The 22,992-nt window shown below is 73.1% G+C and carries 21 protein-coding genes; 5 read left to right on the forward strand and 16 right to left on the reverse strand.

Annotation, left to right across the window (positions count from 1 at the left end):
* From CK485_RS17670 to CK485_RS17680, 3 genes are read right to left on the reverse strand one after another with little or no spacing between them, the layout of a single operon-like run.
* Positions 1-2,436 (reverse strand): FtsX-like permease family protein, encoded by a 2,436-nt coding sequence (locus CK485_RS17670; protein WP_342673484.1) that lies wholly within the window; start codon positions 2,434-2,436, stop codon positions 1-3.
* Entirely contained in the window at positions 2,433-3,107 is a 675-nt protein-coding gene (locus CK485_RS17675) for an ABC transporter ATP-binding protein (RefSeq protein WP_109453188.1), read from the reverse strand. The genes CK485_RS17670 and CK485_RS17675 overlap by 4 nt, the downstream gene beginning before the upstream one ends.
* A 56-nt stretch (positions 3,108-3,163) precedes the next feature.
* Complete coding sequence (locus CK485_RS17680) at positions 3,164-3,688, reverse strand: PadR family transcriptional regulator (protein WP_109451688.1); 525 nt, start codon at positions 3,686-3,688, stop codon at positions 3,164-3,166.
* Between the two features lie 360 nt (positions 3,689-4,048).
* Between CK485_RS17680 and CK485_RS17685 the strand changes: the two genes are divergently transcribed.
* Positions 4,049-6,208, forward strand: coding sequence for a transglycosylase domain-containing protein (locus CK485_RS17685; protein WP_241968477.1), 2,160 nt, complete (start codon positions 4,049-4,051; stop codon positions 6,206-6,208).
* Between the two features lie 260 nt (positions 6,209-6,468).
* On the opposite strand, the gene CK485_RS17690 is transcribed toward CK485_RS17685, so the two are convergent.
* From CK485_RS17690 to CK485_RS17720, 7 genes are all read right to left on the reverse strand, one after another.
* On the reverse strand, positions 6,469-8,487 hold the full coding sequence (locus CK485_RS17690) for an ATP-binding SpoIIE family protein phosphatase (RefSeq protein ID WP_109451690.1): 2,019 nt from the start codon (positions 8,485-8,487) through the stop codon (positions 6,469-6,471).
* 52 nt (positions 8,488-8,539) lie between these two features.
* The gene (locus tag CK485_RS17695; protein WP_109451691.1) at positions 8,540-9,232 is read right to left on the reverse strand and encodes a class I SAM-dependent methyltransferase; all 693 of its coding nucleotides are present in this window, start codon (positions 9,230-9,232) and stop codon (positions 8,540-8,542) included.
* Between the two features lie 110 nt (positions 9,233-9,342).
* On the reverse strand, positions 9,343-10,035 hold the full coding sequence (locus tag CK485_RS17700) for a DUF402 domain-containing protein (protein WP_109451693.1): 693 nt from the start codon (positions 10,033-10,035) through the stop codon (positions 9,343-9,345).
* A 59-nt stretch (positions 10,036-10,094) separates the two neighbouring features.
* On the reverse strand, positions 10,095-11,501 hold the full coding sequence (locus CK485_RS17705; RefSeq protein ID WP_109451695.1) for a class II fumarate hydratase: 1,407 nt from the start codon (positions 11,499-11,501) through the stop codon (positions 10,095-10,097).
* A 60-nt stretch (positions 11,502-11,561) separates the two neighbouring features.
* Positions 11,562-11,891: a helix-turn-helix domain-containing protein gene (locus CK485_RS17710; protein ID WP_109451697.1), complete on the reverse strand. Its 330-nt coding sequence runs from the start codon at positions 11,889-11,891 to the stop codon at positions 11,562-11,564.
* Between the two features lie 22 nt (positions 11,892-11,913).
* Positions 11,914-12,276: a type II toxin-antitoxin system RelE/ParE family toxin gene (locus CK485_RS17715; RefSeq protein WP_109451699.1), complete on the reverse strand. Its 363-nt coding sequence runs from the start codon at positions 12,274-12,276 to the stop codon at positions 11,914-11,916.
* Positions 12,277-12,385: 109 nt separating this feature from the next.
* Positions 12,386-14,050 carry a fumarate hydratase gene (locus CK485_RS17720; RefSeq protein WP_109451701.1) on the reverse strand — a complete coding sequence of 555 codons (1,665 nt, stop codon included), beginning with the start codon at positions 14,048-14,050 and terminating at the stop codon, positions 12,386-12,388.
* A 154-nt stretch (positions 14,051-14,204) separates the two neighbouring features.
* Between CK485_RS17720 and CK485_RS17725 the strand changes: the two genes are divergently transcribed.
* Complete coding sequence (locus CK485_RS17725) at positions 14,205-14,918, forward strand: DUF1707 domain-containing protein (RefSeq protein WP_241968387.1); 714 nt, start codon at positions 14,205-14,207, stop codon at positions 14,916-14,918.
* A gap of 354 nt (positions 14,919-15,272) precedes the next feature.
* Positions 15,273-15,626 (forward strand): WhiB family transcriptional regulator, encoded by a 354-nt coding sequence (locus CK485_RS17730; RefSeq protein ID WP_109451706.1) that lies wholly within the window; start codon positions 15,273-15,275, stop codon positions 15,624-15,626.
* Between the two features lie 113 nt (positions 15,627-15,739).
* On the opposite strand, the gene glpX is transcribed toward CK485_RS17730, so the two are convergent.
* Positions 15,740-16,774, reverse strand: coding sequence for a class II fructose-bisphosphatase (gene glpX, locus CK485_RS17735; protein ID WP_109451707.1), 1,035 nt, complete (start codon positions 16,772-16,774; stop codon positions 15,740-15,742).
* Between the two features lie 224 nt (positions 16,775-16,998).
* Between glpX and CK485_RS17740 the strand changes: the two genes are divergently transcribed.
* Positions 16,999-17,505, forward strand: coding sequence for a DUF4245 domain-containing protein (locus CK485_RS17740; RefSeq protein WP_109451708.1), 507 nt, complete (start codon positions 16,999-17,001; stop codon positions 17,503-17,505).
* Positions 17,506-17,546: 41 nt separating this feature from the next.
* Here CK485_RS17740 and CK485_RS17745 read toward each other — a convergent pair whose 3' ends face one another.
* From CK485_RS17745 to xseA, 3 genes are all read right to left on the reverse strand, one after another.
* The gene (locus tag CK485_RS17745; protein WP_109451709.1) at positions 17,547-18,140 is read right to left on the reverse strand and encodes a malonic semialdehyde reductase; all 594 of its coding nucleotides are present in this window, start codon (positions 18,138-18,140) and stop codon (positions 17,547-17,549) included.
* 222 nt (positions 18,141-18,362) lie between these two features.
* The gene (locus CK485_RS17750; protein WP_109451710.1) at positions 18,363-18,638 is read right to left on the reverse strand and encodes an exodeoxyribonuclease VII small subunit; all 276 of its coding nucleotides are present in this window, start codon (positions 18,636-18,638) and stop codon (positions 18,363-18,365) included.
* Between the two features lie 9 nt (positions 18,639-18,647).
* Positions 18,648-19,874, reverse strand: coding sequence for an exodeoxyribonuclease VII large subunit (gene xseA / locus CK485_RS17755; protein ID WP_109451711.1), 1,227 nt, complete (start codon positions 19,872-19,874; stop codon positions 18,648-18,650).
* 235 nt (positions 19,875-20,109) lie between these two features.
* Here xseA and CK485_RS17760 point away from each other — a divergent pair, with 235 nt between their 5' ends.
* A complete protein-coding gene (locus CK485_RS17760) occupies positions 20,110-20,742 on the forward strand; it encodes a DUF6542 domain-containing protein (RefSeq protein WP_241968388.1) in 633 nt (210 codons plus the stop codon).
* A 34-nt stretch (positions 20,743-20,776) separates the two neighbouring features.
* Here the strand turns inward: CK485_RS17760 and CK485_RS17765 are convergent, their stop codons facing one another.
* Positions 20,777-21,628 (reverse strand): ROK family protein, encoded by an 852-nt coding sequence (locus CK485_RS17765; protein ID WP_109451715.1) that lies wholly within the window; start codon positions 21,626-21,628, stop codon positions 20,777-20,779.
* Between the two features lie 100 nt (positions 21,629-21,728).
* Positions 21,729-22,757: a 4-hydroxy-3-methylbut-2-enyl diphosphate reductase gene (locus tag CK485_RS17770; protein ID WP_109451717.1), complete on the reverse strand. Its 1,029-nt coding sequence runs from the start codon at positions 22,755-22,757 to the stop codon at positions 21,729-21,731.
* Between the last annotated feature and the right edge of the window lie 235 nt (positions 22,758-22,992).

Here is a 22,992-nt window from a genome sequence, read left to right on the forward strand (position 1 = left end):
TCACTCCGTGCGCAGGCCGTCCGGCCGCATCATCCGCCACAGCGGCGGCAGGCTCAGCAGCGTGACCAGCCCGACCACGCCGGCCCCCGTGCCGGCCATGACCGCGACCGAGGTCCAGTCGAAGCCCACCGACTCGTTGACCACCCGCAGCAGCACCGCACCGAGCCCCAGGCCGCCCGCCACCGCGAGCACCAGTCCCAGCGCCATCGGCACCGCGGCCTGCCACAGCACCGACAGGCCCAGCGTGCCGCGCCGGGTGCCGAAGGCCACCAGGGCCGCCAGCAGCCGCCTGCGTTCGCGCAGTTGCTCCAGCGTCGACACCAGCAGGCTGGCCCCGATCATCACCAGCACCGCCACCGCCCCGATCATCAGTCCACGCCGCAGACTCACGTACCGCTGCGCCTCCTGGGTCGCGTGCAGCGTCCAGGTCGGGTCGGACGGGTCGATGCGCACCGCCGTGTTGCGCACCAGGTCCTCGGCGTCCGGCACGCCGGGGTCCAGCGCGATGGCGACGTGGGCCTCGGGGGCCTGCAACAGGCTCGGGTCGAGCGCCTCCGGGGTGGCCAGCACGCCGGAGCGCTCGTAGCCGGTGGCGTCCGTCTTCCCGGACGCGGTGCGTGCCGAGGCCGGGATGGTCCACGGCCTGGGCCCGCGGTCGGTCGCGCCGGGCGTGCCGGGGACGCTCAGGTCGAGCCGGTGCCCCGGCTTGAGCAGCGGGTCGGGCGGACTGCCGTACAGGCCGGTGACCAGGAAGACGCTGCCGGGGGAGCACGCCCCGACGCCGGCGACCTCCCGCAGCGTCGCGCAGTCGCCCACCGTGACCGGTGTCGTGCTCAGGTCGTCCTGCGCCTGCTCGCCGTGCCCCGAGCGCGCCGCGCTCCTGGCCCGGGCGGTGGCGGCCAGGTCGGCGGCCTCACCCTCCGCCGTTCCCGTCACCCGGCGCACGCCCTCGGTGGTGCGGAAGGCGCCGACGACCCGCTTGACCTGGGAGCCGTCGCGCACCGGGATGTCCACCGCCATCTGCGCTCTCGCCGGGTCCTGGCCGGTGTCGTGCGTGAACTGGCCCGCCACGCCGGCGAACACCGCCTGTACCGCGATCGCCCCGGCCACCGCCACGGTGATCCCGCTGACCGTCCGCGCCGCCGCGCCGGAGGACAACTGGAGCCTGCGGGAGGCCAGTTGCCACGGCACGGGACCGGCGCCGCCCAGCCGGGCGACCACCGTCTGCACCAGCCACGGCAGCAGCGTGGTCAGCCCGAGCAGCAGCAGCACCGCGCCCGCTGCGACCTGCGGCCGGTTGACGGAGCCGGTCGGGCCGACCGTGCCGACCAGCGGGTAGAGCATCGCGAGCCCGGCCGCGGGCACCAGCAGCCGCCACCACAACCGCCGCCTGCGGGGCGTCGCGCCGCGCACCACGCCCAGCGGCTCGATGACCACACCGCGCAGCGCCATCAGCGTCACCAGCACCGCGGCCAGCGGCACGGCCACCACGATCAGCGCGACCAGCTGAGGGGCCGGCGTCATGTCGGAGGGGAAGACGCTGGTCTGGTCGAAGGAGAACATCCCGATCGACTGCCGCAGTCCGAGGAAGAGCGCGGCGCCGGCGACCAGTCCCAGCAGCGCGCCGAACAGCGCCTCACCGGCCGCGATCCGCCGGGTGGCGCGGGCGTCGGCGCCGATCAGCCGCAGCGCCGCCAGCCGGCGGTCGCGCCGCTCGCCGCCGAAGCGCACGGCCGTCGCCACGAAGACCCCCACCGGCACCAGCAGCACCACGAAGACGATGACGAGCAGCACGATCAGCACCGGGCTCCACGGCTCCTCGGGGGACCCGCCGCCGAAGTGGTCGATGCGCCGGGTCATCCCCAGGTCGTCGGAGAGCCCGCCCGCGCCCGCGTAGTAGAGCAGTTCCTTCGGGCCGCTCAGCCCTGCCGCGCCCACGGTCCCGACGACGCGTTGCGGCAGCCGTTCGCGCAGCAGCCTGTCGGCCGGGTCGGCGAGCATCGAGGCGAGCGCGGGGGAGACCACGATCTCGCCCGGCCCCGGCATCCGGCCCACCCCGGGCGGCGACGGCGGCTCGGCGCCCTCCGGTTCGAGGAGATCGCCGGTGATGTCGTACCAGCGGTAGGTGGTGTTCGCCGGCTCGACCAGCAGGGTGTGCGGGCCCGGCCGGGCCGGCTCTGCGCCGTGGCCCTCGGTGGAGCGGGCGACGGTCCTGTCCGACCTGGCGTGCAGCATCGCGGGCACGGCGGCGGTGGTCAGCAGCAGCGCCACGCCGAGGCCCACGCCGACCGCGGTCAGCAGCGTGCGGACCCAGCCCTCGCGGCCTCCGGTGACGGCGAACCGCATGCCGAGGCCGAGGTCACGCGCCCAGACGCGGAACGGGTTGGACGTGCCGGAACCGGAGGGCTGCGGGTGCGCGGGGTGCGGCGCGCTCACGCGACCGGCTCCCGGGTCAGGTCGCGCGAGCGCCCGTCGCGCACCACGACCTCGCGGTCGGAGTACGCGGCGACCCGGGCCTCGTGGGTGACCAGCACGACGGCGGCGCCGGTGTCGCGGGCCGCCGTGGTCAGCAGCCGCATCACCCGCTCACCGTTGAGCGAGTCGAGGGCGCCGGTCGGCTCGTCGGCGAAGACCACCCGCGGCTCGGTGACCAGCGCGCGGGCCACCGCGACCCGCTGCCCCTGGCCGCCGGAGACCTCGCCGGGCCGCTGCCGGGTCACCTCCGCGACCTCCAGGCGCTCCAGCCACTCGTCGGCACGGCGCTCGGCCTCCTTGCGTCTGACCCCGCCGAGCCGCAGCGGCAGCGCCACGTTCTCCAGGCAGGTCAGTTCCGGGACCAGCTGCCCGAACTGGAAGACGAAGCCGAACTCGCCGCGCCGCAGCCTGCTGCGTTCGGCGTCCGCCATCGCCGACAGCTCGCGCTCCCGGTAGCGGACCTCGCCCGCGTCGGGGCGGACGATCCCGGCCAGGCAGTGCAGCAGGGTCGACTTGCCGGATCCCGAGGGGCCCATCACGGCGACGACCTCGCCGGGGCGTATGGAGAAGTCCGCGTCGTCGAGCGCGGGGGTGGTGCCGTAGGTCTTGCGCAGTCCGGTGGCGGTCAGCAGGGGCTGCCGCCTCGGTCGCGCGCCGTCGTCCGCGGTCTGGGCGTCGCGTGCCTCGCTCACGACCGGACCTCCTTCGCCAGGTCGTCGAGCCGGGCGGCGGTCAGCTCCAGCCACCGCAGGTCGGCTTCGAGGTGGAACAGGGCGTGGTCGCACACCAGTTGGTCGGCGAGGTCGCCGTCCGCCTTGCGGCGGGTCAGCTCGCGCATCAGACGCAGGTGCTCGGAGCGCTGGGTGTCCAGCAGGTCGGTGGCGCTGCGCCCGGTGAGCAGGGCGAGCACCACCTTGGTGTAGAGGGTGCTGTGCAGGTACGGCTCGGGGCGCTCGGGCTGCGCGAGCCAGTGCTCGACGTCGGTGACGCCCGCGTCGGTGACCGCGTAGCGCTTGCGCTCCGGGCCGCCGCCGGGCTCGATGCCCTCGACCACGACCAGCCCGTTCTTCAGCAGCCGGGCCAGCGTCGAGTAGACCTGGCCGTAGGCGAGCGGGCGGTCCTGCCCGAAGCGTTCGTCGAAGGCCCGCTTGAGGTCGTAACCGTGGCGCGGCCCCGACTCCAGGAGTCCGAGAAAGGTGTGGCCGATTGACATGCGGGCGACTCTACACCATGGGTATACATCATGTGTATAGACGGCTGGATGTCGCCGTGACCTGGTGGTACGCCAGGAAGGCCGCCCTTCCGGCCTGGCGGTACGCCGGGGGAGCCGCCCTTCCCGCCGGGCAGTCGGCCGCCCGGCCGTGACACCCCCCGCTTCGGTTCCCGGCGATCGGCGTGGCTCTTCTCACGTGCCGATATTGTTCGATTTTCGGCAAATAGTGCCGGCTAGTGGTGTTAGGTTCGGCGATCGCGTCTGTTGGTTGAGGAGAGACGGATCGTGCGGACCAGGAGCGGGGCCGGCGCCGGCGGAAGCCGGGGCGGCAAGGCCAAGGGCAACGGCAGGGGCTGGACCCTGGGCCGCCTACTGCGCTGGGCGCTGGGCTGCGGCCTCGGCGTGCTGGTGCTCGGCATCGGCGCGTTCGCCGCGCTGTACCTCATGGTCGACGTTCCCAACGCGAACGCGGCCGCCACCGCCCAGGCCAACGTCTACAAGACCGCCGACGGCAAGGTCATCGCCCGCACCGGTCAGATCAACCGCGAGAAGGTCCCGCTCAGCCAGATACCCCTGGCCGTCCAGCACGACTTCGTCGCGGCGGAGAACAAGACCTTCTACTCGGACAAGGGCGTCGACCTCAAGGGCATGGCGCGCGGCATCTACAACACCCTGGCCGGGCACGGCACCCAGGGCGGCTCGACGATCACCCAGCAGTACGTCAAGAACTACTACCTCGACCAGAACCAGACGATCAGCCGCAAGGCCAAGGAACTGATCATCTCGCTCAAGGTCGACCAGGAAGTCAGCAAGTCCGACATCCTCGACGGCTACCTGAACACCGCCTACTTCGGCCGCGGCGCCTACGGCGTCCAGGCCGCGGCGCAGGCCTACTACGGCGTGGACGTCAGCAAGCTCACCCCCGAGCAGGGCGCGTACCTGGCGGCGCTGGTGCAGGCGCCCAGCGAGTACGACTGGGCGGTCGCCGGGCCCCAGGGCAAGAAGCTCGTCACCGCCCGGTGGAACTACGTGCTCGACAACATGGTCGGCATGAAGTGGATGGACCCGGCGGCCCGCGCCAAGGCCGCCTTCCCGGTCCCGATCGCCCCCAAGCCGCTGCCCGGACTCAGCGGCCAGAGCGGCTACTTCGTGGAACTGGCCGACCGGCAGCTGGAGTCCAGCGGCGCGCTCACCGACGCCCAGCTCGCGGCGGGCGGCTGGACCATCACCCTGTCCATCGACCCGTCCAGGCAGCGCGACCTGCAGAACGCGGTCAAGACCGAGCTGACCAGCCGGCTCGACCCGAAGGAGCGCACGACCGACGCCGCCGTCCAGCCGGGCGCGGTCTCCGTCGACCCCAAGACGGGCTACATCGTGGCGCTCTACGGCGGCGCGGGCTACACCGAGCACTACATCTCCAACGCCACCCGCTCCGACTACCAGGCCGCCTCCACCTTCAAGCCGATCGCCTTCGCCTCGGCGCTGGAGAACCACGCGACCACCCAGGACGGGCGGCCGATCAGCGCCTCCACCGTCTACGACGGCACCAGCGGCCGCCCGGTGCAGGGCGCGTCGGTGCCGTTCGCGCCGCCCAACGAGGACGGCGTCAACTACGGCGACATCACCGTCCAGAAGGCGATGGACGACTCCGTCAACTCGGTCTTCGCCCAGCTCGCGGTGGACGCCGGTCTCGACAAGGTGGCCGACACCGCGGTCTCGCTCGGCATGCCGTCGAACACCCAGGGCCTGCGCGACGGGCCGTCGATCGCGCTCGGCTCGATGGGGGTCAGCCCGCTGACCATGGCCGGGGTCTACGCCACCTTCGACAACCACGGCCAGAAGATCACCCCCAGCATCGTCAAGTCCGCCGTGCGCAACGGCACCGCGGCCGAGCTGCCCAGCCCGATCGGCGGGCAGGCGGTCAGCCGGGCCACCGCCGACGCGGTCACCTCGGTGCTCACCGGCGTGGTCAACTCCGGTACGGGCACGGCCGCCCAGCTCAAGAGCGACGTGGCGGGCAAGACCGGCACCTCCGACAGCGACAAGTCGGCCTGGTTCACCGGCTACACCCCGGACCTGGTCACCTCGGTCGGCCTGTTCGGGCAGGACGCCAGGACCGGCGCCCAGGTGAGCCTGTCCGGCGCGGGCGGCGACGGCCGGGTCAACGGCGGCACCTTCCCCGCGCAGATATGGGGCGCCTACACCCGGGCGGCGATCAGCGGCGAGGACGCCCAGCACTTCGACCTGGACACCGACCAGGGCGCGGGCGTGGTGCCCGACTCGCCGGTCCCCTCGCACGCGCCGTCCTCCGCGCCGCCGTCCGGCACCGCCTCCACCGGCCCCTCGACGCCCCCGGTGCCCTCGCACTCGCCGTCGACGCACACCAGCGAGCCGCCGGTGCCCTCCCGTTCGCCCAAGCCGCCGGTCAGCCCGGACCCGCCGAACCCGACGACGAGCGGGCAGCCGGTCGAACCGGGCGGCGGGGGCGACGAGCAGCAGGGCGTGCCCGGCTTCGGCTGAGCAGGCCGGTCGAGGCCGATCGAGGCCGGTCCCGGGCAGGGGACGGGCCGCGGCCGCCCGGGCGAGGACCCGATGCAGCCCCGTGGCACGGAGCGGACGTCTCGTGCCACGGGGCTGCGGTCCCTCGGGCGGCGCGGCCGGTGGTGCCGACCTCGTCACCGGCAGTCAACAGGCGCGCCGCGCCCTCGGCAACAGGGCACGCCTGCCCGGCGCGTCGCCCGGCGCTCCCCGCGTGGCCCGCGCCGGCCGGGCGAGACCGCTCAGGGCAGCGGCAGCTCGAACCAGACCACCTTGCCGGCGCTCAGCCGGGTCGCCCCCCAGCGCTGGGCCAGCCGGTGGACGAGGAAGAGCCCGCGGCCGTTCTCGTCCTGGGTACCGGCATGGCGCATCCGGGGCAGCTGCGGCGCGTCGTCGCCGACCTCGCAGCGCAGCACGTCGGTACGCAGCAGCCGCAGCGTGATGGGACGTCCCGCGTACCGCACCGCGTTGGTCACGACCTCGCTGACCAGCAGTTCCACCGAGTCCGCCAGGTCGTCCAGCTCCCAGCGGCGCAGCGCCCTGCGCACCAGGCGGCGGGCCCGTCCGGCGGTCTGCGGATGCGGTTCGAGGAACCAGTAGGCGACGTCGCTGGGCGCGATGCCGTCGAAGCGGGCGGCCAGCAACGCGATGTCGTCGTCCCGGTCGCCGGGCCCGAGGATGTCCAGCACCTCGTCGCACAGCGGTTCCAGGGGCGGCGGGCAGACGATCGAGCCGACCGCGCCCAGCCGCTCGCGGAGCCGTTCGATCCCGGACCACACGTCCCGGGTGCGCGACTCCACCAGGCCATCGGTGTACAGAAGTAAGGTCGCGTCCTCGGGCGCGGGCAGCTCGACCGCCTCGAACGGCACGCCGCCCACCCCGATCGGGGCGCCCTCCGGCACCTTGAGCACCTCGGTGCGCCCGTTCGCGTGCAGCATCACGGGCGGCGGGTGCCCGGCGTTGGCCACGACCAGCCGGTGCGCTATCGGGTCGTAGACCGCGTAGACGCAGGTCGCCATGCGGTCGTGGCCTAGGCGCTGGGCCTGCTCGTCCAGGTGGTACAGGACCTCCTGCGGCGGCAGGTCGAGCCCGGCCAGCGTCTGCACCGTGGTGCGCAACTGGCCCATGATCGCGGCCGACTGCATGGAGTGGCCCATCACGTCGCCGACCACCAGCGCCACCCGGCTGCCCGGCAGCGGGATCGCGTCGTACCAGTCGCCGCCGACCCGCGCGGTCTCCGCGGCGGGCAGATAACGGCTCGCCAGCCGCACCCCGGTGGGCTGCGGCAGCGAGTCGGGCAGCATCGCGCGCTGCAACTGGTCGGCGATGTACGCCTCGCGGCCGTAGAGCACCGCCTTGTCCACGCCCAGCGCGGTGTGGGTGGCCAGTTGCGCGGCGATCAGCAGGTCGTCCGGTTCGAACGCGGGCCGGTCCGGGCGGCGCAGCAGCACCGCCGCGCCGATCACCCGGCGGCGTCCGCGCAGCGGGGCCAGCACGGCCCGCCGCCCGGTGGGCACCTCGCAGTCGACGAGTTCGGCGAGCGCCTGCTCGACCTGCCCGGTCTCCGCGAACAGCGGCCGCACCCCGCGCAGCACCTCGGCCAGCGGTCCGTCCATCCGCACCCGGGTGGTCTCCGCCGCGCCGCTGACCTCCGGCGCGGGCACCAGCGGCAGGCGCGGGCCGAGCGTGCCCTCGGTGTCGGCGTCCTCCGGGATGCGGTCGGTCCTGCGCAGCCGCAGCACCAGCGGCTCCACCGGCCGCTCGTCGCCCACCGGCAGCGGATCGCGCAGGTAGACCAGAATCGCGTCGGCGAAGGTCGGCACCACCGAGCGGCACAGGCCCAGCACGATCTCGTCCAGGTCGAGGCCGCGGGCGATCCGCCGGGTCGCGGCGCCCACGTACCGCAGCCGTCCGGTCTCCGGCTCGGCCGGTCCCGCGTGCGCGCCGCCGGACGTCCTGGCGGTGCGGGAGGCGGGCGGCGGCGCGGTCACGGAAGCGGGCTCCCGCGGCGGCTGCTCACGCGGTCGCGGCGGGCGGGCCGCCGGGCCGTCCTGGGTGGTGGCCCGCACCCGGTGCTCCCCGGGCCCCTCGCCGGGCACGCCACCGGCCGCGGCCCGCGACCCCAGCCGGTATCCGCCGCGGGGGTCCGCGGGCACGCCCGCATCGCCGCCACTGCCGCCCGGCTCGTGCGGGCGCGCGGCGGCACCGCTGGACGCGCTTATCTCCTCGGCCGCCCGCCGAGGGGCGCGGTGCTCCGTCACGCTAGGGGTTCCATCCATCCGTCCGTGCGCCGCAGGCAACCTGCGCAACCGTTCAGGTGAGCCGCCGGCAGTGCAGGAAGAGCTGCTCCTCCGGCGGCACATCGGTGCTCGCCGGGGCGTACGAGTACGAGGACTCCTCGACGATCTCGAAGCCCGCGTCACACACGACCCGTCGCAAATCGTCCCGCAAGTATCCAGATACCCGGATCGTGTGACCGAGGAACGGAATGGCGAAATCATCCACGTCCGCTTCCACCATGGAAAGCGCCAGCAACCCTGACGGCACCAGGAGTTCACGCACCGTCGCGAGGGCCAGCGGGATCTCCGCGCGCGGCAGCATCAGCAGGGAGAAGAACGCGGTGGCGCCGTCGTAGCGCCCCTTGCCGCCCGCCACCGCCTCGCCGGGGCCGCCCGGGCGCAGGTCCGCGATGTCCATCTGGTGGAAGACCGCGTCCGGCACCCGCTCGCGGGCCAGCGAGACCATCCCGGCCGACAGGTCGATGCCGACCACCTTGTGGCCCGCTTCGCTGAGTTGACGCGTCGTCGGAACACCGGTGCCGCAGCCGAGGTCGATCACGCGCGACCCGGCGGGCAGGGACCCGGCCAGCCAGGCGCCCGCCGCGAGTTGCCCCTCCTTGTGCGGGAAGGCGTCGTCGTAGCGGTCGCCTATGGCGTCGAACGCCTCGGCCTGGCCGGTGCGGTCCGGCACTCCGTACACGTAGCCGTCGCTTCCCACGGACTCCACGGGCTCCCTGGCTCCTTTGTTCGGCCTGACTGGGCGTCAAGCCTTGGCCGCTGCTTGCTTTTTCGGCGATGCCGCGAAGGACGATCCTACGTACCCGGGGGAGGGGGGTATCAAGGGCCTTGGGGAATTAGCCGGTCCCAGTCGTCCGGGAGAGTGGGTACCGTCCAGGACGGATCGGGCCGCCACGCGGGCCAGTCGTCGCGAAACGGCGGCCCCCACTCCTCGATCACCGAAACCGCCCGAGCGCCCGCTTCCCGTACGCTTTCCGCCAGTTCCGGGCCGACCACTCCGTCGGTCTGCGCCTGGGTGAACTCGTCCTCGTCGAGCCACCCCCAACTGCCGTCCGGACTGACCGCGATGTCCAGGAAGTGGTCTTCCGAATCGACACCACCCGACCAACGGCGATGCGGCGCCTCCAGGTTGACGTACCAGTTCTTGAACCGCCACTCGGGCCGCCAGAACAGCCACACCGACCACGGCTCGCCCGGCCGCGCGAGCTTCAGCACCCCGGTGCCCCACCAGCGTTCCACCGTGGTCGTCCTCGGCTTGCGGTAACGGGTGCGCAGCGGCTCGCGGTGCACGGGCGTGCCGTCGGCCAGCACCGGCTTGACGCACCGGGTCCCCGGCGCCATCCACACCGCGAGCAGCTGCGCGTCGTCGCGCACCACGGTCACCGGCCGGGCGATGTGCACCTGGTCGCGATAGCGCTCGCCGTTGCCCCGGTAGCGCCACAGGATGTGCGTGCCCGGCTCCCAGCGGGCTACGTCGCGCGGGCCGGTCGGAGCGTGGGCGTCGGCTGTCATGCACGGATCCTACGGAAGCCGGCCCGCGCGTGCGGCCCGGCTTCCGGGTGCCCGCACGGCTACGGGCGGGTCATCCGCAGCACGTCCAGCGCCTCGTCCAGCTGCTCACGCGTCAGCTTGCCCTGCTCGACGTAGCCGCGCTCCTCGACCACCTCGCGGATCGTCCGGGACTCCGCCAGCGACTGCTTGGCGACCTTGGCCGCCTCCTCGTAGCCGATGTACCGGTTGAGCGGCGTGACGATGGACGTCGAGGACTCCGCGTACTGCCGGGCCCGCTCCACGTTCGCCGTGACGCCGTCCACCGCGCGGTCGGCCAGCAGCCGGGAGACCGAGGCCAGCAGGCCGGCCGACTCCAGCACGCTGTCCGCGATGACCGGGAGCATCACGTTCAGCTCGAAGCTGCCGGACGCGCCCGCCCACGCGATCGTCGCGTCGTTGCCGACCACCCGCGCGGCGACCTGCGCCACCGCCTCCGGGATCACCGGGTTGACCTTCCCCGGCATGATCGAGGAGCCGGGCTGAAGGTCCGGCAGCGTGATCTCGGCGAGCCCGGCGCGCGGTCCCGAGCCCATCCAGCGCAGGTCGTTGACGATCTTCGTCAGGCTGACCGCGATCGTCCGCAGCTGCCCGGAGATCTCCACCACGCCGTCCCGCGCGCCCTGCGCCTCGAAGTGGTCGCGGGCCTCGGTCAGCGGCAGCCCGGTGGTACGGGTCAGCTCCTCGATGACGCGGGCGGCGAACCCGGGCGGGGTGTTGATGCCGGTGCCGACCGCGGTGCCGCCCAGCGGCAGCTCCGCCAGCCGGGGCAGCGAGGCGCGCAGCCGCTCGACGCCGTGGCGCACCTGGGCCGCGTAGCCGCCGAACTCCTGGCCCAGGGTGACGGGGGTGGCGTCCATCAGGTGCGTGCGGCCGGACTTCACCACGTCCGCGAACTCCTCGGCCTTGCGCTCCAGCGAGGCGGCCAGGTGCTCCAGCGCGGGGATCAGGTCGTGCACCACGGCGGCGGTGGCCGCGATGTGCAGGGAGGAGGGGAAGACGTCGTTGGAGGACTGGCTGGCGTTGACGTCGTCGTTGGGGTGGACGGCGCGGCCCAGCCGCTCGCTCGCCAGCGTGGCGACGACCTCGTTGGCGTTCATGTTGGACGAGGTGCCGGAGCCGGTCTGGAAGACGTCGATGGGGAAGTGCGCGTCCCACCGCCCCTCGGCGACCTCCTCGGCGGCCCGCTCGATCGCCTCCGCGGTCGCCTTGTCGACCACGCCCAGCTCGGCGTTGACCCGGGCGGCGGCGGCCTTGATCCGCCCGAGCGCCTCGATGTGCGCCCGCCGCAGCGTCCGCCCGGAGACGGGGAAGTTCTCCACGGCGCGCTGCGTCTGCGCCCGCCACTTCGCGCGCGCCGGCACCCGCACCTCCCCCATGGAGTCGTGCTCGGTCCGGAACCCGCCCTCGTTCATGGTCTCGTCGCTCATGCCTATGACAGTGCCCGCGGGCGAGCTTCTGTTCCCGGCCGACGGGGCCGTTCTTCCGGGTCAGCCGACCTGAAGCTGCCGGTCGCCGAAGTCCGCGATGAGTCGTAGGGTCCCACCGAGCGCCTCGACGTAGGCGGCGATGGTGGACAGCTCCGAGCGGCTGAGTTCGCCGCGTTCGAAGCGGGACACGTTCGATTGCGTCGTCCCCATGGCCTTGGCCACGTCCGTCTGGGTCAGCGCCTGTTCTTCCCGGATCTCCGCGAGGCGGTAGGCGCGCACCGCGCTCATCATGGTCTCGCGCAGCTCGGCCGCCTGTTCCGCACTGATCTCCGTGCCGTTCTCCCGGTAAATGGCGGCGGCTTTCGCCTTGGTGTCCCTCCAGTTGGGCATGATCACTCCTGTCTGCGGCTGGTCATGTGCTGAGGTCTTCGAGGTGCTCGTTGAACCGGTCGTCCGCGACGGGAACCTGCTGGTCGTACCAGGAGGCCCAAGCGCCGTTCTTGTCCCCGGCCACCAGGATCAAAGCTTGCCGTAGCGGATCGAAGGCGAACAGCAGCCGGATCTCCGACATGCCCGTGGAACCGGGGCGAAGCTCCTTCATGTGGTGGTGCCGGGACTGTTTGACCCGATCGACCAGGGGCCGTCCGAGGGTCGGCCCTTCAGCTGCCAGGAGGTCGATGGCGGCGCCGACCAGCTGCGCCGATTCTGGATCCTCAGCCGCCAGCCGTAAATACCAGTCGTTGACGTCCTCATGCAGGATGACTTCCCAGCTCACCCGGAGAGTATGACTCCGGTGAGCTATATCCTGCAAGTTGTATAGGCAGGTCGCTCCGGCCTTCGTGCTTGCAAGGCTGACGCCCTGCGGGCACGAAGGCCGGAGGGCGTCAGCCCTGCGACCGCACCGGAATGCTCGTGAAGGTCGGGGTCGTCGGGGACGGGTCCTGGAAGAAGTCGTTGCCCTTGTCGTCGACCACGATGAACGCCGGGAAGTCCTCGACCTCGATCCGCCAGACCGCCTCCATGCCCAGCTCCTCGTACTCGACGACCTCGACCTTCTTGATGCAGTCCTGCGCCAGCCGCGCCGCCGGGCCGCCGATCGAGCCGAGGTAGAAGCCGCCGTGGGCCGCGCAGGCCTCGGTGACCTGCTGGGAGCGGTTGCCCTTGGCGAGCATCACCTTCGAGCCGCCCGCCGCCTGGAACTGCGCCACGTAGGAGTCCATGCGCCCGGCCGTGGTCGGGCCGAAGGAACCGGAGGCGTAGCCCTCGGGCGTCTTGGCCGGGCCCGCGTAGTACACCGGGTGGTCCTTGAGGTACTGCGGCATCTCCTCGCCCGCGTCCAGCCGCTCCTTGATCTTCGCGTGGGCGATGTCGCGGGCCACGACCAGCGGTCCGGTCAGCGACAGCCGGGTCTTGACCGGGTACTTCGTCAGCTCCGCGAGGACGGCGTCCATCGGCTGGTTGAGGTCGATCCGCACCACGTCGCCGTCGCCGGCCAGGTGCTCGTCGGTGGTGTCGGGCAGGAAGCGCGCCGGGTCGGTCTCCAGCTGTTCGAGGAAGACGCCCTCGGCGGTGATCTTCGCCAGCGCCTGCCGGTCCGCGGAGCAGGACACCGCGATCGCGACCGGGCAGGACGCGCCGTGCCGCGGCAGCCGCACCACCCGCACGTCGTGGCAGAAGTACTTGCCGCCGAACTGCGCGCCGATGCCGATCTTCTGCGTCAGCTCGAAGACCTTCTCCTCCAGCTCCTTGTCCCGGAAGCCGTGCCCGGCCGGCGAGCCCTCCGACGGCAGCTCGTCCAGGTAGTGCGCGGAGGCGTACTTCGCCGTCTTGAGCGCGTACTCGGCGCTGGTGCCGCCGACCACGATCGCCAGGTGGTACGGCGGGCAGGCGGCGGTGCCCAGCGAGCGGATCTTCTCCTCAAGGAACCGCATCATCGACGCCTCGTTGAGGACCGCCTTGGTCTCCTGGAAGAGGAACGACTTGTTGGCGCTGCCGCCGCCCTTCGCCATGAACAGGAACTTGTACGCGCCGCCGTCGGTCGCGTACAGCTCGATCTGGGCGGGCAGGTTGGAGCCGGTGTTCTTCTCGTCCCACATCGTCAGCGGCGCCATCTGCGAGTAGCGCAGGTTCAGCTTGGTGTACGCGTCGAACACGCCGCGCGAGAGGGCCTCCTCGTCGCCGCCGGAGGTCAGCACGTTCTGCCCGCGCTTGCCCATCACGATCGCGGTGCCGGTGTCCTGGCACATCGGCAGCACGCCCGCCGCCGCGATGTTGGCGTTCTTCAGCAGGTCCAGCGCCACGAACTTGTCGTTGGGCGAGGCCTGCGGGTCGTCCAGGATGCGGCGCAGCTGGGCGAGGTGGGACGGGCGAAGGTAGTGCGCGATGTCGTGCATCGCCTCGGCGGCCAGCTTGCGCAGCGCCTCCGGCTCGACCTTGAGGAACGTGCGGCCGTCGGCCTCGAAGGTGCTCACGCCCTCGGAGGTCACCAGGCGGTACGAGGTGGTGTCCTCGCCCAGCGGAAGCAGATCCGTGTAGGTGAACTCAGGCATGGTCGGCGGTCCTCACTCGGCAGCGTTGACGAAGCCCGACAAGCGTAGAACGGTCCGGTGGCGACCGGGAAAGCGAGGTGGGGCTCACCAGTCGTCCCGCCCGCGCCCGCGACAGCTCTGGTCACGATCTATCGCGTTTGGCTATCGTGGGCCCGTGGACGAGTCGTCGCTCCAGAAGCGAGAGCAGCAGCCCAGCAAGCCCGTGCCCCGGCCGGTCGCCGAGGCGGACCTCCGTGCCTCCGACGCCGACCGCGACCGCGTCGCCGAGATCCTCCGCGAGGCGCTCGCCGAGGGCAGGCTGACCCACGAGGAGCACGCGGAGCGGATCGACGCCGCCTACTCCGCTCGCACCGTGGGCGCGTTGGAGCCGCTGGTCCGCGACCTGCCCGCGCACCAGCGGCAGGCCGCGCCCCGCCCGGCGCCGGCGCCCCGGCCGTCGGCCGCCGAGCCGACGAGCGACGAGGGCGTGCAGAGCCTGGTCGCGGTCTTCGGCGGCGCCACCCGCAAGGGCCGCTGGCGGGTGGGCCGCCGCACCAACGCGTTCGCCTGCTTCGGCGGCGTCGAGATCGACCTGACCGAGGCCGTCTTCGACCGCCGCGAGACGGTGATCCACACACTCGCGGTCTTCGGCGGCACGGACATCAAGGTGCCGGAGAACGTCACCCTGCGCTGCACCGGCACCGGCGTCTTCGGCGGCTTCGACGTCGAAACCCACGAGTCGCCCGACCCGGACGCCCCGGTCGTGGTGATCACCGGGGCCGCGCTGTTCGGCGGGGTGAGCGCCAAGCGCAAGAAGGGCAAGCGGCTCAAGGCGTGGGGCCGCGAGGAGACCGGCCGCGAGGAGACCGGCGGGGACGCGCGGATCTGACGGCGGCCCCTGATCGCGGCCTGTGACGGCGGCCTGTGACGGCGGCTTGTGGCGGTGGCGTCAGACGGTTGCGTTCGACGACGGCGTTCGACGAGGCCGTTCGCCAGACGGCGCCTGACGACTGCGCCACGGGTGGTTGGCGAGGCGGCCAACGCCGGTGGAACGGCGCGGAGTTGGCCCGCGCGCGGGCCCGCGCGCCATGGCTTGCGTACTCTCCGCATGAAAGAGCGCACAGCGGGTAAGGCTTCGTGCACGTCTCTCGTGCGGCTGGGCGGGGAGAAACGGACGATGACAGCCGTGCGCAGCGGCGGGCAAGGGTGAACACAACGCCGAAGCCGTCGTCAGGAGTACCCCGTGCTGCAACCGATCGAGCCCCTCAGGGACGCGACCACGCCCTCGTATCGTCACCACCGGGATCTGGCCGGCCCGTGGCACGCCGAGGCGGCGTGCAGGCGTGACGAGGCGGGGATGTTCTTCGCCCCGTCGAAGGAGCCGACCGCGGCGCGGCTGTCCCGTGAGGAGGCCGCGAAGCAGGTCTGCGCACGCTGCCCGGTGATGCTCGAATGCCGGGAACACGCCCTGCTCCAGCCCGAGCCGTACGGAGTGTGGGGCGGGCTGACCGCCGCGGAGCGCCGGGTCGTGCTGGCCCGCCGCCGCCGCAGGGACGCCGAACTCCAGCGCACCGCACAGGTCGCGGCGGTCGGCTGAGCCGCGCCGCGGGCAGACCGCGCACCAGCGCCACGGGCAGGGGCCCCGCCGTCACATGCGGCGGGGCCCCTGCCCGTGGTGTGCCGTGCGAGCGGCGCCGGCAGGAGGGTCGCTCAGCGCGCGCGGTCGAAGTCGATCGCGCTGTACGCGCGCAGCTTGGAGAGCCGGTGCGTGGAGTCGATCTGCCGGATCGTGCCCGACTTGGAGCGCATGACCAGCGACGAGGTGGTCGCCGTCTCCGCCTTGTAGCGCACGCCGCGCAGCAGTTCGCCGTCGGTGATGCCGGTGGCGACGAAGAACACGTTGTCGCCCCGGACCAGGTCGTCGGTGAGCAGGACGCGGTCCAGGTCGTGGCCCGCGTCGATCGCGCGCTGCCGCTCGGCGTCGTCCTTCGGCCACAGCTTGCCCTGGATCGTGCCGCCCAGGCACTTCATCGCACAGGCCGCGATGATGCCCTCGGGGGTGCCGCCGACGCCGAGCAGCAGGTCCACGCCGGTGCCCTCGCGGCAGGCCATGATGGCGCCGGCCACGTCGCCGTCCGAGATGAACTTGATGCGCGCGCCGGTCTCCCGGATCTCCCGGACCAGGCCGTCGTGGCGCGGCCGGTCCAGCACGACCACGGTGACGTCCTCGGGCGAGCTGTTCTTCGCCTTGGCGACCCTGCGGATGTTGACGGACGCGGGCGCGGTGATGTCCACGTAGTCCGCGGCCTCCGGGCCGGTGACCAGCTTGTCCATGTAGAAGACGGCGGACGGGTCGTACATCGCGCCGCGCTCGGCGACCGCGAGCACCGAGACCGCGTTGGGCATGCCCTTGGCGTTCAGGGTGGTGCCGTCGATCGGGTCGACCGCCACGTCGCACTCGGGGCCCGAGCCGTCGCCGACCTGCTCCCCGTTGAAGAGCATGGGCGCCTCGTCCTTCTCGCCCTCGCCGATCACCACCACGCCGTTCATCGACACGGTGTGGACCAGGGTGCGCATGGCCTTGACGGCCGCGCCGTCGGCGCCGTTCTTGTCGCCGCGGCCGACCCAGCGACCGGCGGCCATGGCGGCGGCCTCGGTCACCCGGACCAGTTCGAGGGCGAGGTTGCGGTCGGGAGCCTCGGGGCTGACTTCGAGCGGGGGCGGCAAGTGGTGGTGCTCGGTCATCGGAGCGCACCTTTCTGTACGGCGACGGCCGGAAGAGGAGGGTGATGTGACTTTATCGGTCGCGCGCCGGTCTGAGCAGAGGGCCCTACACATGAGCACCGCTACCCGCCATCGGCCGCCGCTACCCGCCCCGCCGGGCCCGGCCGCCCGCCTGACCCGCCGCCACCCGGGACCCCTGGCACGAGCCGCCGACGCCATGGGGGACGATAGGGGGCGTGGCAGGTATGCGTGGCAAGCAGACAGTGCGGGACATGATGCTCTCGATCCTGGTCATGGGCGTCGTCGTGGCGGGTCTCTACATCTTCCTGCCGCACGGCGGGACCGACCCGGTGAAGACCGTGAGCTACAACGTCGAGCTGGGCCAGGCGCGGCACGCCGCGCCCTACCCGGTGGCCGCCCCCGAGGGGCTGCCGAAGCAGTGGCGGGCGACCTCGGTGACGTACGACGGCTCCGACCCCAGGGCGAGCGTCTGGCACCTGGGCTTCATCGACCCGCAGGGGCAGTACGCCTCGGTCGACCAGACCAACGGGGCGGCCGGAGCGTTCATCTCCACGACCACCCAGCAGTCCACCCGGCACGGTACGCAGACCGTCGCCGGGCAGACCTGGGAGCGCTTCACCGGTGGCCGCTACCAGGCGCTGGCCCGCACCGAGCACGGGGTGACCACGGTGGTGGACGGCACCGCGCCGTTCAGCCAGCTCGCGGAGCTGGCCGCCGCGCTGCGGACCTGACGCGGCGGCCGTGCTCACGCCGTTGAGCAGGCCCGGCGAGGTCAGACGGTGGTGACGACCTCGTCGTACTCCAGGCGCGGGGAGCGCGGGCGGAACGCGTCGTCGCCGGGCTTGCCGATGTTGACCACGGCCAGCACCGAGTGCTCGCCGTCGGCGAAGAACTCCTTGTTGACGCCCTCGGCGTCGTAGCCGGTCATCGGGCCGGCGGCCAGACCCGCGGCGCGCACGCCGACGATGAAGTAACCGACCTGGAGCGCGGCGTTGAACGCGGCCGAGCGCTCGCGGACCGCGCGCTCGGCGAAGAAGGCGTCCTTGGCCTGCGGGAAGTGCGGGAAGAGCTTCGGCAGCTCCTCGTGGAACTCGTTGTCGGCGGCCAGGATCGCGGTCAGCGGGGCGGCGGCGGTCTTCGCCCGGTTGCCCTCGGACATGTGGCCGAGCAGGCGCTCGCGGGCCTCGGCGGACCGCACCAGCACGACCCGCAGCGGGGACTGGTTGAACGCGGTCGGCGCGTACTTGACCAGGTCGTACACGGCCTTCACCTGCTCGTCGGTCACCGGCTCGTCGGTGAAGGTGTTGGCGGTGTGGGCCTCGCGGAACAGCAGGTCCTGGGCAGCGGGGTCGAGAATCAGCGACATATCCGGACAACCTCGGGGATATCGGACGACGCGGGGACGCGCGTGGTCGACGGGCAGTGTCACCCGGACAACTTGCCTGAAAGTTCAACCATTCCTGAATCGGGTGTGACGCGCGCCACGACGGGCGAATACGCGCCAACCGCGAGGGGGCGGGCGCGGGGACGCGCCCCCGGTCGCGCGTCTACGTCGGGCGTCTTACGGCGACGGCGCCTCGGCCGTGTCCTACGGCGACGGCGCGTCGCCCTCGTTCGGCCCGCCGTCTTCGGCGCCTGTCCCCTTCTCGCCGTCCTGCCCGGCCAGCGCCGCGTCCAGCCGGGCGCGGGCGCCGTCCAGCCAGCGGCGGCACACCCGGGCCAGCTCCTCGCCGCGCTCCCACAGGGCGAGCGACTCCTCCAGGGTCGAGCCGCCCGCCTCCAGCCGCCGCACGACGTCGATCAGCTCGTCGCGCGCCTGCTCGTACCCCAGCGTGTCCTGCTCCGCCGTGTCCTGATCTGCCATGGCGCCAGCCTAGGCGGAGGGTCCGACATCGCCGGTCACGCGGACCGCGAACTCGCCCTCGGCCACCCGCGCCCGCAGCGCGTCGCCGTCCGTCACCTCGCCGGGCGCCCGCACCACCGAGCCGTCCTCCCGCTGGAGCACCGCGTACCCGCGCCGCAGCGTCGCCGCGGGGGACAGGGCGACGACCCGGGCCAGGGTGTGCGCCAGGTCGGCGTCCGCGCGGTCCAGCAGATGACCCAGGGTGCGCCGGGCGCGCTCGGTGAGGGCGGCGACCCGCTCCTCGCGCTCCTCGACCATCAGGTGCGGCCGCTCCATGCAGGGCCTGCTCAGCGCCGCGCGCAGGCCGCGCTCCTCGCGGTCCAGCAGGTGCGTCACGGTGCGCAGGGCCCGGCCGGTCAGCAGCCGGATGCGCTGCTGCTCCTCGCCGACGTCCGGCACGATCTTCTTCGCCGCGTCGGTCGGGGTGGACGCGCGCAGGTCGGCGACGAGGTCCAGCAGCGGCGAGTCGGGTTCGTGGCCGATCGCGGAGACCACCGGCGTGCGGCAGCCCGCCACCGTACGGATCAGCTCCTCGTCGGAGAACGGCAGCAGGTCCTCCACGCTGCCGCCGCCGCGCGCCACCACGATCACGTCCACCTCGGGCAGCGCGTCCAGCTCCCGCACCGCCTCGACGACCTTCGGCACCGCGTACGCGCCCTGCACGGGCACGTTGCGCACCTCGAAGCGGACGGCGGGCCAGCGCAGCCGCGCGTTCTCCAGCACGTCGTGCTCCGCGGCCGAGGCGCGACCGCAGACCAGGCCGATCAGCTGCGGCAGGAACGGCAGCGGCTTCTTGCGCTCCAGCGCGAACAGCCCCTCCGCCGCCAGCGACTTCTTCAGCCGCTCCAGCCGGGCCAGCAGCTCGCCGACGCCCACCGGACGTATCTCGACGGCGCGCAGCGACAGCTGACCGCGCGGCGCGTACCACTCGGGCTTGGCGTGCACCACGACCCGGGCGCCCTCGCTGACCACGTCGGCGACCGCCTCGAAGACGGCACGGAAGCAGGTCACGCTGATCGACACGTCGCGCGAGGGGTCGCGCAGCGTCAGGAAGACCACTCCGGCGCCGGGGCGCCGCGAGAGCTGGGTGATCTGCCCCTCCACCCAGACCGCGCCCAGCCGGTCGATCCACCCTCCGATCAGCCGCGACACCTCGCCGACCGGGATCGGCGCTTCCGCGGACGTGGTGACAGCCATACGGGGAGGTTAGCGGCCGGCAGTGACAACGGAGGTCAGGGCGGGGGCCCGCCCGAAGGGGACGAGCGGCGGCGGGGCGGGCGACTTCGGGGGCCGGCGTGTGCACCAACGCGGGCGCCTCCGGGGCGGCGCGGGCACCAAGGCGGGGGACTTCGAGGGCGGCGCGGCGGCAAGGAGGGGGACTTCCGCGTGTCCCACGCCCGGTTCCTCCTGCTTGCGCCCCTACGTTGGTGGGGTGGAGCAACCGCGCACGCGTACCCCGAACCCGTCCGGCACCTCCGGCGCGCCCCGTCCCGCGGCGGCCGACGCCCGGCCCAGGCTGCCGCGCCCGGCGGCGCCCCGGTCGGACCGGACCCGCCGTTCACCGCGCGCCGAGGCACCGCACGCGGCCCGGGCCCGGCGCGCCCCGGCCGCACGCGGCGCCGCCGGCCCCGGCGAGCGGCTGGGCAGGCTGGTCCGCCCGGACGCCAAGCTCACCGGCTTCGGCGCGGGCGTCGTCATCGGCGTGCTGACGCTGCTGGGCGGGGCGGTCAACGTGCTCTTCGCCGCCCAGCCCGGCGCGTTCTTCGGCGTGGTCTTCGTGCTGGCCTCCGTCGCGGGGGCGCTGTGGGTGCGGCGCGCCGACCTGGCCGCCGCGCCGGTCAGCGCGCCGATCGCGTTCGCCGTGGCGCTGGTGATCACCGGCGACGACGGGGGCGGCGGCCTGCTGGCGCACGCGGCGGCCACGGTCGCGGGACTCGCGGAGCGCACCGGCTGGCTCTACACCGGAACCCTGCTGTCGGCGGCGGTCGCCGCGGCCCGCCACCTCGGCGAACGGCCGACGGAGGGGGCGGCGGCGCGGCGGGCGCGGAGGCGGGAGCAGCGGTAGCCGCCCCGGGCCTCCGCGGCCGGGGCCTGCGGGATCAGGCCCCCGCGTTCGGAGGGGTCGCCGCGTTCGGCGTCGTGGCGGCGTTCGCGGCCAGGGGCGCGTGCGCGGTGCTCGTCGCGTCCGCCGTGCTCGTCGCGTTCGCCCGCAGGGAGGCGGCCATCGCGGCGCCGACGATGCCCGCGTTGTTCTGGAGCTCGGCGGGCACCAGGTCGGCCCTGACGCCCTCGATCAGCGGCAGGAACTTGTCCGCCTTGCGGCTCACCCCGCCGCCGATCACGAAGCGCTCGGGCGAGAAGAGCATCTCCACATGTGCCAGGTACTCCTGGACGCGCCGCGCCCAGTGCTTCCAGCTCAGGTCGTGGTCCTCCTTGGCGCGGGAGGACGCGCGGTGCTCGGCGTCGTGGCCGTTCAGCTCCAGGTGGCCCAGCTCGGTGTTGGGCAGCAGGCGCCCGCCGGTGAAGACCGCGCTGCCGATGCCGGTGCCGAACGTCAGCACGATCACGGTGCCGTCGATGCCGCGCCCCGCGCCGAACGCCATCTCGGCGGTCCCGGCCGCGTCGGCGTCGTTGATGAGGGTGACCGGCAGGCCCAGCTCACGGGTGAGCAGGGTGGTCGCGTCCAGCCCGACCCAGTCGCGGTGCATGTTGGCGGCCGTACGGGTCACGCCGTCCGCGATCACCCCGGGGAACGTCACGCCGACCAGCCCCGTCCAGCCGAAGTGCCCGACGACCTCCTTGACGGCCGCGACCACCGTGTCGGGCTCCGAGGGGTGCGGGGTGAGGACCTTGTGCCGCTCCTGGGCCAGTTCACCGCGGGCGAGATCGACCGGCGCGCCCTTGATGCCGGAGCCGCCGATGTCCACGCCGAAGACTTGTCCGGAACTCATGCCCTCAACCTACGGCCGTCAGGCGCGCCGGGCCCGCCGGACGGGACGGATACGGCGGTTCCGCCACGTACCCGTACGGTCCGGAGAACCCGGGCGGCCGTCAGGCGTCGTCGCGGCTGGAGGGGGACGAGGCGGCCGTGGTCCGCGTCCGCGAGGCCTCCGCTTCCGCGCGCAGGTCGCGGCGGAGTTCCTTCGGCAGCGAGAACTGGATGCTCTCCTGGGCGGACGTCACCACCTCGACGTCCTCGTAACCGCGCTCGGCCAGCCACTCCAGCACGCCCTCGACCAGGATCTCCGGGACGGAGGCGCCGGAGGTCACGCCGACCGTGCTCACGCCGTCCAGCCAGGCCTCGTCGATCTCGTCGGCGAAGTCCACCAGATGGGCGTCCCGGGCGCCCGCCTGGAGGGCGACCTCCACCAGCCGCACCGAGTTGGAGGAGTTCTTCGAGCCGACCACGATCACCAGGTCGGCGTCCCCGCCGAGCTGCTTGACGGCCACCTGGCGGTTCTGCGTCGCGTAGCAGATGTCGTCGCTGGGCGGGCTGACCAGGGCGGGAAAGCGCTCCTTGAGCTTGTCGACGGTCTCCATCGTCTCGTCCACCGACAGCGTGGTCTGCGACAGCCAGACGAGCTTGTTCTCGTCGCGCACGGACAGCCCGGCGACGTCCTCGGGGCCGTCCACCAGGTGGATGCGCTCGGGGGCCTCGCCCATGGTGCCGATGACCTCCTCGTGGCCCTCGTGGCCGATGAGGAGGATGTCGTAGTCCTCGGAGGCGAAGCGCTTGGCCTCCTTGTGGACCTTGGTCACCAGCGGGCAGGTCGCGTCGATGGACGCCAGCCGCCGCTGCGCCGCCTCGTCGTGGACGACGGGGGCGACGCCGTGCGCGGAGAAGATGACGATGGCGCCCTCGGGCACCTCCTCCGTCTCGTCGACGAAGATCGCGCCCTTCTTCTCCAGGGTCTGCACGACGTATTTGTTGTGCACGATCTGCTTGCGCACGTAGACCGGCGCACCGTACTGCTCGAGGGCCTTCTCGACGGTGATCACGGCGCGATCCACGCCCGCGCAGTAGCCGCGGGGCGCGGCGAGCAGGACACGGCGGCGAGCTGAAGCAGTCATGGCACCCATCGTACGGGCGTGATCCGGCCGGGGGAGGAGACGCGGGGTCGAGGGCGCGTTCGTCGGGAAGGCGGGGCGCGGGCCTCGGCGGCCGGGGCGTCAGCGGCGGGGTGGCGGGGCGTCGGTGGCGAGGTGGCGGGGTGTGCCGCTCCCGGACCTGCCGTGGCCCCCGCCGGAGCCCAGGCCCTTCCCCCGTCCGGAGCCCAGCTCCGCCCACCGCCCCAAGGCCCTAAACTGTGGCGTT

The sequence above is a fragment of the Streptomyces sp. ICBB 8177 genome (assembly GCF_003144095.1).
GTDB lineage: Bacteria > Actinomycetota > Actinomycetes > Streptomycetales > Streptomycetaceae > Streptantibioticus_D.